This is a genomic window from Musicola paradisiaca NCPPB 2511 (assembly GCF_000400505.1).
Taxonomy (GTDB): Bacteria; Pseudomonadota; Gammaproteobacteria; order Enterobacterales; family Enterobacteriaceae; genus Musicola; species Musicola paradisiaca.
The window spans coordinates 801,674-814,209 of record NZ_CM001857.1 but is presented as its reverse complement, the minus strand read 5'-3'; the positions used below and the strand labels follow the sequence as shown (position 1 = coordinate 814,209).

General features: G+C 50.2%; 7 protein-coding genes and 1 CRISPR repeat array (1 of these 8 cut by a window edge). Of the genes, 3 read left to right on the top strand and 4 right to left on the bottom strand.

The window, feature by feature from the left end; genetic code table 11:
* Window positions 1-502: direct repeats of the CRISPR family, unit length 28 nt; unit sequence GTTCACTGCCGCGTAGGCAGCTTAGAAA; it reaches 2,049 nt to the left of the window's first position.
* A gap of 217 nt (window positions 503-719) precedes the next feature.
* Window positions 720-2,399: a methyl-accepting chemotaxis protein gene (locus DPA2511_RS03740; RefSeq protein WP_012764357.1), complete on the bottom strand. Its 1,680-nt coding sequence runs from the start codon at window positions 2,397-2,399 to the stop codon at window positions 720-722.
* A gap of 1,034 nt (window positions 2,400-3,433) precedes the next feature.
* Here DPA2511_RS03740 and DPA2511_RS03735 point away from each other — a divergent pair.
* Window positions 3,434-4,867, top strand: a complete 1,434-nt coding sequence (locus DPA2511_RS03735; protein WP_264176039.1) for a sensor domain-containing diguanylate cyclase — start codon at window positions 3,434-3,436, stop codon at window positions 4,865-4,867.
* 83 nt (window positions 4,868-4,950) lie between these two features.
* On the opposite strand, the gene DPA2511_RS03730 is transcribed toward DPA2511_RS03735, so the two are convergent.
* Entirely contained in the window at window positions 4,951-5,376 is a 426-nt protein-coding gene (locus DPA2511_RS03730; protein WP_012764355.1) for a secondary thiamine-phosphate synthase enzyme YjbQ, read from the bottom strand.
* A 97-nt stretch (window positions 5,377-5,473) separates the two neighbouring features.
* Window positions 5,474-8,305, bottom strand: a complete 2,832-nt coding sequence (gene uvrA / locus DPA2511_RS03725; RefSeq protein WP_012764354.1) for an excinuclease ABC subunit UvrA — start codon at window positions 8,303-8,305, stop codon at window positions 5,474-5,476.
* Between the two features lie 286 nt (window positions 8,306-8,591).
* On the opposite strand from uvrA, the gene DPA2511_RS03720 reads away from it, so the two are divergent.
* Complete coding sequence (locus DPA2511_RS03720) at window positions 8,592-9,134, top strand: single-stranded DNA-binding protein (protein WP_012764353.1); 543 nt, start codon at window positions 8,592-8,594, stop codon at window positions 9,132-9,134.
* Between the two features lie 613 nt (window positions 9,135-9,747).
* Complete coding sequence (locus DPA2511_RS03715; RefSeq protein WP_012764352.1) at window positions 9,748-11,628, top strand: reverse transcriptase domain-containing protein; 1,881 nt, start codon at window positions 9,748-9,750, stop codon at window positions 11,626-11,628.
* 388 nt (window positions 11,629-12,016) lie between these two features.
* On the opposite strand, the gene DPA2511_RS20980 is transcribed toward DPA2511_RS03715, so the two are convergent.
* Window positions 12,017-12,536: flavin reductase family protein (locus DPA2511_RS20980; protein WP_035049398.1), on the bottom strand; the 520-nt coding region annotated here is incomplete at its 5' end.

Genomic DNA, 12,536 nt, shown 5'->3' with positions numbered 1-12,536 from the left:
GCCGCGTAGGCAGCTTAGAAATATATCAATAAGAATTCCATGCTGACCATTTTGTTCACTGCCGCGTAGGCAGCTTAGAAAGATATCGGTCACTACGAAGACGATGACCAAATGTTCACTGCCGCGTAGGCAGCTTAGAAAACGTTACTCACTATCTGTGCGTGAGCGTACCAAGTTCACTGCCGCGTAGGCAGCTTAGAAATGTGCGGTCATCTGGTCAACGTAGGTGATATCGTTCACTGCCGCGTAGGCAGCTTAGAAAGCGAGTCTGATTGTCAGTGCAAGCCGTGGCATGTTCACTGCCGCGTAGGCAGCTTAGAAATTTTTGCGGCGACTCAACCAGCACGGCCTTATGTTCACTGCCGCGTAGGCAGCTTAGAAACGCAGTAGAGCAGGTGAATCGCGAATGAATGCGTTCACTGCCGCGTAGGCAGCTTAGAAAACAATCGGCTGAGCACTGCCGTCCACCCTTACGTTCACTGCCGCGTAGGCAGCTTAGAAAAATCGCGGGATGGCGGTACATGAATTGATGACGTTCACTGCCGCATAAGCAATTCAGAACGGTCGAAGTAAAGATCGGAAGCGACTCGCGCAGATGGGCAGGTTAAAGCGTTTAAATCGGCACATGTGCAATACGAGAATATTGCGACCGCACTGGCGGCTTGCAACGCTTCAACCTAAAGCAGGCTGAAAATGGGGCCTTGCGGCCCCGTCAGGATTTAGAACGACGTCCAGTCGTTGGCATCTGATGCAGATGCACGTTTTTCCCTGAACGACGCCGACGGCGTCGCCAATAATACCTGCGGCGCTGGCTGATACGTCTGCGGCTGGCGTTTCTCGCTTTGTTCCATCAAGTGAAATGCGCTGACCGCCTCCGACAACATCGCTGCCTGCGATTGGAGGGAAACTGCAGCCGATGCCGATTCCTCCACCAGCGCGGCGTTTTGCTGCGTGGTGGCGTCAATCTGCCCGACGGCCAGATTGACCTGGTTGATGCCATCACTTTGTTCGTGGCTGGCCTGAGAAATCTCGTTAATAATACTATGTACATCATGCACATAACCGGAGAGCCCTGCCATCGTCTCTTCTGCGGTATCGACCAACTGCATCCCTTCCTGAATCTTGCTGACGGAGTCGTCAATCAATTCTTTAATCTCTTTGGCGGCGGTCGCGCTACGCTGCGCCAGCGAGCGCACCTCGCCAGCGACCACGGCGAAACCACGCCCCTGTTCGCCGGCACGCGCCGCTTCCACCGCCGCATTCAACGCCAGAATATTGGTCTGAAACGCGATCCCATCAATCACGCTGATAATCTCCGCCATACGCTGCGATGCATCGCGGATCCCCCGCATTTTGTGGGTTACAGCCGACATCACTTCACCGCTGTGCTTCGCGGATGTCGACGCTCGATCGGCAATAGACGTCGCCTGTTGAGTGTTTTCCGCCGTGTTTTTGATGGTGGAGGCCAGTTCCTCCATTGAAGACGCCGTCTGTTCCAGCGAGCTGGCCTGCTCTTCCGTACGGGATGACAAATCCTGATTACCCGCCGCAATCTGCGACGCTGCGGAGGAAATAGCCTCGGCGCCGTCACGAACCTGGCCGACGATCTGACGCAGGCTGTCATTCATATGATTAAGCGCCTGTAACAGCCGCCCGGTTTCATCCTTGCGGCGGGTATCGATACGAGAGGTTAAATCCCCTTTCGCCACCCGATCCGCCACCTGCAATGCCTGATTAATCGGAGACGTCACGCTGCGGGTTATCGCCCAGGCGATCCACGCGCCAAACACAAATCCCCCGCCCAACATACCCAGCAACACCAGACGGATACTGTTGTAAGACACAGTCATCGCATCGACCGTGTTCACCATTTTCTGGTTCTGATGCTCAACCAATTGACGCAGCGCCTTGCTGTAATCCCGCTGAATCGGGCCGAGACGATCGGTAAACTCACTCAACGCCTCCTCCCATTTGTTGGTTTTTATCAGCGATATCATGCGTTGCCCAGACGCCAGAAATAACTCTCGAACGTGGTGAATATCCCCGAGGATCTGCTTCGCCTGGTTATCGTTCTGGGCGTCGGCCGCTTTTTCCAGTTTATCAAGCAAGCGACTGATTTCTTTGGAAATAGGTGGTATCTGATTAATAACGGCACTGATCTTGTCGTCACCATTCACCAACAACAAACTCTGGAACACCCGCACGCCTTCATTGACGTTATTGATAAGATCATTGGCATCCACCGTTTGGGGATAAATCTCCTTTACTATATCTTTGGTATTCTCATGAAAGCTGGACAGCTTCATCATGGAAAGCACACCAACAACACACAGCATAATCGCCAGGGTGGAAAATCCAGCCCCTAATCGATAACCAATCCGCCAGTCAGATAATCGCATATTTAGGTTCCTTACCCCATCTTAAGAATAAAACTCCAATGAAGAACGATGTTTATAGGAGATAACAGAGATAAATCCACAAAGATACAGAGTAATATTTTATCGTTATGCCGCATTGCTATCAGCAATGTAACGTAGCCGGGAAATACCTTTATTGTCGAGTCACAACGGAATCGCCGACGCCAGAGCGTCAGGCGAACCACACTGTCATTCCACTGCGTCGAAACTAAGTCATACAAAAAATAAGGAGATAAATGCCGAACGACCTCCTCACTTCCCGTGTATCTTCCGTTTACAGTATCAGTCTGCCCACTCCTGGAAACATTATCGGTTAATCGATGTGTCAGCTTGATTATTCTATTGTTCAGTAACGTTTAAAAAACAAACAATAAAAACGAAAAGCTATCAATAGACAATTTATCTATCGGTCATAGCTACCAATATTGGTCATTTTATTATTTAAAATCAAATAGATAATTATAATGTGGGTTTCATAATGCGGTGTTGACTATTGATATAGTTTCTTTTTATGACTACACCTTCTTCGATATACAGGGTCTGGCAAACAGCAAAGGATGCACACACCAGAGACAACTTTTTTTCCATAATTATCCATCGGGATATGGACAATAAAATTTATGATATGAAAATCAATATATTAAAAAAATGAAATATTCCTCATTTTATCCATAGCTAAAAAACAAGTAACCCACTTAATTTTTATCTTTTTTTCATGATTTAATTTTTCATGCAATCAGGTTGACACCTTTTTGAACATTGACTATTACTCTAGATGCAGGGAATCATTTTTTATTTATCTGTCACATGGAAAACACTCGGCGAATTATCAACCTTGATAACAAGAATAATAAACACAAAATCACAACATGTATGAAAATAAAAAAATACATAAAGTAAAACTTCTACACTTGATATTATTCATATCTATTTTCAGTACATTCATTACGCTATTAAATAGCTATTACTCTATTTATGACGTCCAAAAAAAGTTAATAACCGAGCAATCGTACCGGGTGGATCTTAACTATTCCAACAAACTCGCCTCCACCGTCGATAATTTTATCAACACATCAATAGAGCAGCTCACCTACAGCGCCGGTCTGATAGAACATGATGTTCATTATGGAAACATTTCGTCATTAGAAAAAAATACCCAGAAAATTCATAGAATAAGCAACCGCTTTAACTCTGTTGTGGTCGTCAATCATGATGGGGTCATTCTGGCTACTTCCCCCCCTGAACTGAACCTGGCCGGGATCAGGCTGACGTCATCAGCCAGTAAAACCGCGCTGGAAAGCAAACAACCCTTCGTGAGCCCGCCTTACACCTCCATCGTCGGTAATTACCTTATTTTTATTTCGGTACCGATATATAGCAACAGCGGAGATTATTTAGGATATATCGGTGGGACTATTTACCTCAATAATCGTTACATCATTAATAATTTCATGAGCACGCAGTTCAGTAATGAGGGGCATAACACTTACGTCATTGATAGAGAAGGCGTCATTATTTATCACTATGATACAGCCCGGGTTGGAGGGAAGTTTGACGATATCAATCTATTGGATAACACCTTCCAACAGGATAAAGGGAATTTCATGATGCTCGACGAGCAAAATATCCTTTCTCCTGCCGGATTCGCCCGTTCAAAAAGTACCGGCTGGCTCATCATCACTCAACAATCTTTTCATTCGCTAAAAGAATCATTAAACAGCGTGATGCTTAGCGTATTAAAAACGGGTTTACCACTCGTTTTACTCACACTATTACTCTTAACCGTCCTGGCTGTTTATATTTCCCGTCCGTTACGCCAATTAGCAAAATCAGCCAGCACCATGGAGGATTTTAACGTTATCAGTAAGATTCGCGCCGTGAACTCATGGTATCAGGAAGCAGAACAGTTAAAGCGAGTGCTGTTGATTGGGACGGTTCTGCTGCATAAGCGGATAGGCCGGTTAAGCTCAGAAGCGCATACCGACCCGTTAAACCGCCGCGGCATGCAGGAGAGCATGGAGGAGCTGCGTAACGAATATAAAAAGATTGCGGTCATTGCCGTCGATATCGACCATTTTAAGCAGATAAATGATACGTTTGGGCACGACACCGGTGATGATGTCATTCGCAAACTCAGCCAGTTATTTCGGCAAAACTTCCGAAAGACTGACCTTATCTGCCGAATCGGCGGGGAAGAGTTTTTGATCCTGTTACCTGGCGCAGATATCCATATCGCCACCATCATCGCGGAACGATTGCGAAACAACGTAGCCAACGCATCCTATTTACCCAATGCCCACCCGGTCACAATCTCCATCGGCGTAACCACATTTAACCCGCAAACATCCCCGTTGGATAAGGCCATCAAGATCGCCGATAACGCACTGTACAAGGCTAAAAAAGGCGGCCGCAACAAAGTCATGGTGTCGTTTGCCAAAGAGATATCCTGACTCGCGCCGTTGCAAAAACCCGTTATGACCACGCGGCTAAACGATGATGCATGCAGCGCGTCATCATCCCGTGCGCAAACGTGTCAGTCGGCATCCCCTTGTAATGTCGCCACCAGCGTTCGGCTACCGCCGTGGTTACGGTGTTCGCACAGATAAATGCCCTGCCAGGTACCGATATGCAGACGTCCATCGCGAACCGGCAGGCTCAGATTATTCCCCAACAGGCTGCTTTTCAGATGTGCGGGCATATCGTCGCTACCTTCATAGGTATGACGATAATAGGGCTCGTCTTCCGGCACCAGCCGATTGAAAAAGCTGTCGAAGTCCTGCCGGACGGTCGGATCGGCGTTTTCATTCAGTGTCAAAGACGCCGAGGTATGGCGGAGAAACACATGCAGCAACCCGACGCGAACCAGCCGCAAATCAGGCACCTGCGCCAGCACTTCATCGGTAATCAGGTGAAATCCCCTGGCTTTGGGTTTCAGCCGGATGTCGTATTGCTTCCACATATCGCCTCCCCTGTGGTTATCCGATGCGCGGACTCGGAACATGCGATAAAAAAGCGCGGCACGCCGCGCTTAACAACCTAGCGGGTCTGAAACCGGCTTAACCGCGCTCCAGAATGGGTTTCAGGAAACGCGCGGTATGGGATTTCTCGCACTGCGCCACCGTTTCCGGCGTACCGGATACCAGTATCTCACCGCCGCCGCTACCGCCTTCCGGCCCCAAATCGACAATCCAATCCGCGGTTTTAATCACGTCGAGGTTGTGCTCAATCACCACAATCGTGTTGCCCTGATCACGCAGCTGGTGCAGCACCGCCAACAGTTGCTGAATATCGGCGAAATGCAGGCCGGTGGTGGGTTCATCCAGAATATAGAGCGTCTGGCCGGTACCGCGTTTCGACAACTCGCGCGCCAGCTTCACACGCTGGGCTTCGCCGCCGGACAACGTCGTCGCCGACTGCCCCAGGCGGATATAAGACAAACCGACGTCGATCAGCGTTTGCAACTTACGCGCCAGCGCCGGAATGGCGTCGAAGAATTCACGGGCTTCTTCGATCGTCATCTCCAGCACTTCATGGATGCTTTTGCCCTTGTATTTAATCTCCAGCGTTTCGCGGTTATAGCGTTTGCCTTTGCACTGGTCGCAGGGAACGTAAATATCCGGCAGAAAGTGCATTTCTACCTTAATCACGCCGTCGCCCTGACAAGCTTCACAACGGCCACCGCGCACGTTGAAGCTGAAACGACCGGGGTTGTAACCGCGACTGCGCGCTTCCGGCACCCCGGCGAACAGTTCACGAATCGGGGTGAAGACGCCGGTATAAGTGGCCGGATTAGAGCGCGGAGTGCGGCCGATCGGGCTTTGATCGATATCGATAACCTTGTCGAAATACTCCAGCCCCTGAATTTCCCGGTACGGCGCCGGTTCGTTCAATTCGCCGCCGTTAAGCTGCCGCTGGGCAATCGGGAACAGCGTATCGTTGATCAGCGTGGATTTTCCCGAACCGGAGACCCCGGTAATACAGGTGAACAAACCGACCGGCAGCGTTAGGGTCACGTCCTTCAGATTGTTGCCGCGTGCGCCAATCAGTTTCAGCACTTTGGTCGGATCCGCCGGGATGCGTTGCGGCGGAATATCGATTTTGCGTTGGCCGCTGAGAAACTGCCCGGTCAACGATGCAGGTTCTGCCATAATCTGTGCCGCAGTGCCCTCTGCAATCACCTGACCGCCGTGCACCCCGGCGCCAGGGCCGATATCGATGATGTGATCGGCGGCGCGAATCGCGTCTTCGTCGTGCTCCACCACAATCACCGTATTGCCGAGATCCCGCAAGTGGATCAGGGTATCCAACAGGCGTTCGTTATCGCGCTGGTGCAGGCCGATGGACGGTTCGTCCAGCACATACATGACACCGACCAACCCGGCGCCGATCTGGCTGGCCAGACGAATACGCTGCGCTTCGCCGCCGGACAGAGTCTCCGCCGAGCGGGACAACGACAGATAGTTCAGGCCGACGTTCACCAGGAACCGCAGACGATCGCCAATCTCTTTCAGCACTTTTTCCGCAATTTTCGCCCGTTGCCCGCTCAGCGTCATATTGCCGAAAAACGCCAGCGCGTGGCCGATGCTCATATCGGCAATCTGCGGCAATGTGGTCTGTTCAACGAACACATGGCGTGCTTCCTCGCGCAGACGGGTACCGTGACAGCTGGCGCACGGACGATTACTGATAAATTTCGCCAGTTCTTCGCGCACCGCGGCGGACTCGGTTTCCTTGTAGCGGCGCTCCATATTGTTCAGCACCCCTTCAAACGGATGACGGCGCACCGAAGTATCGCCGCGATCGTTGATGTACTTGAACTCAACGTTTTCCTTGCCGGAACCGTACAAGATCACCTTCTGGGTCGCCGGGCTGAGGCTGTCGTATGGTGCTTCCACGTCAAACTCGTAATGCTCCGCCAGCGAGCGCAGCATCTGAAAATAATAGAAATTACGGCGATCCCAGCCGCGAATAGCGCCTCCCGCCAGCGACAGTTCGCCATTCTGAATCACTCGCGCCGGGTCGAAGAACTGCTGCACACCCAGCCCGTCGCAGCTGGGGCAAGCCCCTGCCGGGTTGTTGAACGAAAACAGACGAGGCTCAAGTTCATGCATGCTGTAGCCGCACACCGGGCAGGCGAAATTGGCGGAAAACAGCAATTCCGGTACGGAATCGTCGTCCATGTCGGCCACAATCGCCGTACCGCCGGACAGTTCCAACGCGGTCTCGAACGATTCGGCCAGGCGCTGAGCCAGATCGTTGCGGACTTTGAAACGATCAATCACCACTTCGATCGTGTGTTTCTTTTGCAGCTCGAGTTTAGGCGGGTCGGACAGATCGCACACCTCGCCGTCGATACGGGCGCGGATATAGCCCTGCGTCGCCAGGTTTTCCAGCGTTTTGGTGTGCTCGCCCTTACGCTCTTTCACGATTGGCGCCAGCAGCATCAGGCGTTTGCCTTCCGGTTGCGACAGCACGCTATCCACCATCTGGCTGACCGTCTGGGCATCCAGCGGAATGTCATGTTCCGGGCAACGCGGCTCCCCCACGCGGGCGAACAGCAGACGCAGATAATCGTGAATTTCGGTAATGGTTCCGACGGTGGAACGCGGGTTGTGCGAGGTGGACTTTTGCTCGATGGAGATGGCGGGCGACAGCCCTTCGATATGGTCGACGTCCGGCTTTTCCATCAGCGACAGAAACTGGCGGGCGTAGGCGGACAGCGACTCCACATAGCGCCGTTGCCCTTCGGCATAAAGCGTATCAAACGCCAGCGACGACTTGCCGGAGCCGGATAGCCCGGTCACGACAATCAGTTTGTCGCGAGGAATGATCAGGTTGATATTTTTAAGATTATGGGTACGGGCACCACGAATTTCGATCTTATCCATTCACACATTTCCCGCAGTAGACGCTGTTTTTTCATCCCCTCGGCACGAGAGAAAAAGAGAAGCGTGCCATTGATAATGGCACGGCGCGGTCGCCGGTTGTGCCGGCGCGCAGCCAACAAGCGGACGATTATGGCACAAAAAAAACTGAATGAATATCCAGTATTCAATGCAACGATTGCAACAAAGGAAAAAAGCATGGAATCCGGCGCGCGGGTATTATCTGCCATACTGGCATGCTAGAATTTATCTCTTAAACTTGTGAAAAAGCGTTATCAGGAGACAAAGCATGGCCAGCAGAGGCGTAAACAAAGTCATACTTCTCGGGCACCTGGGGCAGGATCCCGAAGTCCGCTATATGCCGAACGGTGGTGCGGTTGCCAACATTACGCTGGCCACGTCTGAATCCTGGCGTGACAAGCAGACCGGCGAGCAGAAAGAAAAGACCGAATGGCACCGCGTCGTGCTGTTTGGCAAGTTAGCCGAAGTGGCGGGCGAATACCTGCGCAAAGGCTCTCAGGTTTATATCGAAGGCCAGTTGCAGACCCGTAAATGGCAGGATCAGTCCGGCCAGGATCGCTACACGACGGAAATCGTGGTCAACGTAGGCGGCACCATGCAGATGATCGGCGGTCGCGCCGGCGGTGCCGCGCCGGCTGGCGGCGGTATGGGTAACAATAATACTGGCGGCAACCCGCAGCAGGGCGGCTGGGGCCAGCCGCAACAGCCCGCAGCCTCTTTCAGCGGCGGTGCACAGGCGCCCCGTCCGCAAAGCGCCCCAATGCCGGGCAACGAGCCGCCGATGGACTTCGACGACGACATTCCGTTCTAAGTGCGCCGTTTTGCTTTGTAAATCAAGTGGTTAATTCAAATCATTGAGTTAATCATAGGCTGTTGGAGTGCCTATTGCAAGCCTGACTTATCCTTACCCAGTATGGGTTTGAACCTCGAAAGAGGGAGGGGAGTGTAGCATGTCAGGAAAAGGCTGGTTGCGGGGAAATAACCTACTTTGCGCCAGCCATTGCAAGTCCCATAGGGTTAAGCCTGATTGGTTGAATCATAGTTCATAGTGGGTTTCGGGATATCTATGGCTCACGGTTATTCAGGAGTCATACCAATATTTATAGTAATTATGTGTAGAAGGTTACTATATCCAACAATATTGGCACCTGCTCGGTGAGAGTGGTAATTGAACGTAAGTGGAACCTAAGTGGGATGCACCTTGACTACAAAGAAATACGGGATTACCTAAGTTGGTTAAGTCATTAACCAATACGGTAACGGAGACTCCGTAGTACCCAACGTAGCTCTGTAATGGAGTCGCAATTGGCTAACCAATCTGAAAAATATATATAAGTCGATAAGTAATTATCGGTGAAGTTATATTCGTAAGAGGGAAGGGAGTCAGTTGGATCTATACTAATAGAAGCGAGGTTCGATAGTCAGTGCTATCACAAAGAACACTCAATGCTCTAAGTGGTATAAACAAAGCCAGTACACAAGGCTATAAGATCAAGAAGCTGCACAAAATCATGTGTAGCAATAAAGATCTTTGGGCGCAGGCCTATGCCAATATTTATTCTAATCAGGGAGCCATGACGAGAGGAATAAATAATAATACGATGGATGAAATGAGCGTGGACAGGATTATTAATCTTATTCAGCTTATAAACTCAGATTCGTATAAACCCAAACCTTGCAGGCGCACGCACATACCTAAAGATGCGCGAAAGCCGAATGGAAAGAAACGTCCATTAGGTATTCCAACTGGAGACGATAAATTAATACAGGAAGTAATGAGGATGTTACTGGAAGAAATCTATGAACCGGTTTTTAGCGACTGGAGCTATGGATTTAGACCTAAACGTTCCTGTCATTCTGCATTAAAAGAAATCAGAAACGGTTGGAAAGGAACAAAATGGGTATGTGATGTTGATATCAAAGGTTACTTCGACAACATTGACCACGACCTGCTGCTGAAATTCCTGAGTAAGCGGATCGCTGATAACAAATTTCTGGCGCTTCTCAAGAAGTTCCTGAAAACTGGCTATCTGGACAACTGGCGTTACTTTGGTACCCATAGCGGGACACCGCAAGGTGGTATTATTTCCCCTATTCTTGCCAATGTATTTCTCCATGAACTTGATGAGTTTATGAAAAATAGAATCAGCGAGTTCGGTACAGGGGGACGAAGGAAACCCAATCCCATATACAAAAGAGCGCTACAGAACCGGGCAAATCGTATTAAATGGATCAGGCAAGGCTTCGGCGCTTCAGGAATGCCTGCTGATGAGCAGAAAATCCAAAAATGGAAATACGAAGCGGATGAACTGGAGAAACAATTGCGCACGCTATCCAGTGTTATTATGGATGATACTGAATTCAAAAGAATGCGGTATGTTCGATATGCTGATGATTTTCTGATTGGTGTGATAGGAAGTAAAAGTGAGGCAAAAAAGATAATGAAAGAGGTTGTCGATTTTGTTGAAAATGAACTTCATCTGGAAATATCAAAAGAAAAATCCGGCATTATTGACCCAAAGAAAGGATTCACTTTTCTCGGTTATGAAATTAAAACACGCCGTGAAAGCAAACGGGTCAAATGTGTTGTAGGGCTTAATACAGATGGAAGTAAAACTCATGCGGTAAAACGTACGATAACGGAACATATCCATCTGGGCGTACCGAGGGAAAGAATCCTGAAATTCTGCTCTCTACGTGGCTATGGGAATTACGATGGCGGATATGGTAACAGCGCTGGTCGGCCAGCAATGATGCACATGTCTGACTATGAAATCATTGGTCAGTACAACGCCGAAATGCGCGGCTACGCTAATTACTACAATCTCGCGCCCGTTCTCTATCTCAATAAATTGCATTGGATATGGGAAAATAGTCTTTATAAGACGCTGGCAGGTAAACATCGGACGTCACGCACCAAAATCGCACAGCGATTAAGGCAAGCGGATGGCAGGTATGTTTATCGGGAAAATCGTAATGGAAAGGTATATGAGTTGGAGGTATTTAGACTCAAAAACAGAAGTGCGCCGAAACACAGTTCACCGGATATATTGCCAAATACGCATAAATATTCTGGCAGAACTGAATTGCTGGACAGGATGGCCGCATGCCAATGTGAATATTGCGGTACCAGAACCGGTCCTTTTGAAGTCCACCATGTGAGGAAACTTAAGGATATTAAGTCAGGTACAGATAACTGGAAGAAACTGATGATTGCCCGTAATAGGAAAACATTAGTGCTCTGCCGGACATGTCACGTCAATCTTCACCGAGGAACACTGCCAGACCAAAGAACCTTTGTTTGATTCAATGGAGAGCCGTATGCACAGAAATGTGCACGTACGGTTCGGTGGGGGGGCAACGGCTAACCCGTTCTGGGCGCACGTGCCCTACCCAACGTCGCTCGCCCGAACGAGATGTAATGCCAAAGCAAAAGCCCCGAACCGGGGCTTTTGCTTTAACAGGCGGCCAGACGCTCAATATGCAGGAACAACGCAAAGCAGAGATAACGCAGGCACTGCTGCCCCCCCCCAAACCTTCATGGTCATAGATTCTGATACGCCTCCAGCCTCCCCCAAGAGTGTCGGTATTCCCTCCAATCCACCAACCAGATAACACTCCGCGCCGTCCGGCAAAAACCACCGCTCAACGCCCCAAAGCCGATGTTCTTAGCCGGTAGTTCCTGACCCACATTTATTCGGCCGTTTTTTCATTGGTATCCAACGCCTCGCCAATTGCGTAAAAATGTCCGCCCGCCACATGATGTAAACTGCGCCACTGCGGATCGATATGTTCAAACTGCCAGTGTCCACCACTGAATACGCGGGAATCCGCCCAGGCACCGACAATTTCGCCGATAAACAAATCATAAGTCTGCTGGTTGTGAGGCTCAGATATCAGTTTGCACCATAACCAGGCGGAACACTCGGCCACCAACGGTACAGGCACTCCCTCGAGATGGAACAGTTCCACGCCGCACCGCGCCAGTTTGTTCGGTACATCGTGCAGGCTGATGCTGCCAACCTGATTGGTCAATGCCAGCTGTGCCGCCGTCGGCACCTGAATGACAAAATAACCGTCGTGCTCCAGCAGTTCCCGGGTTTTGGTCGCTTTATCCAACACCACCGTCAGCTTGGGCGGAGCAAAATCCAACCCGCAGCACCAGGCCGCCGCCATTACATCCTCAACCCCGTCATGATAGGCCGATACCAAC

Bases quoted from the DNA above. Each gene is read 5' to 3' on its own strand.
- uvrA (WP_012764354.1), bottom strand. From the start codon at position 8,305: ATGGATAAGATCGAAATTCGTGGTGCCCGTACCCATAATCTTAAAAAT.
- DPA2511_RS03720 (WP_012764353.1), top strand. From the start codon at position 8,592: ATGGCCAGCAGAGGCGTAAACAAAGTCATACTTCTCGGGCACCTGGGG.
- DPA2511_RS03730 (WP_012764355.1), bottom strand. From the start codon at position 5,376: ATGTGGAAGCAATACGACATCCGGCTGAAACCCAAAGCCAGGGGATTT.
- DPA2511_RS03740 (WP_012764357.1), bottom strand. From the start codon at position 2,399: ATGCGATTATCTGACTGGCGGATTGGTTATCGATTAGGGGCTGGATTT.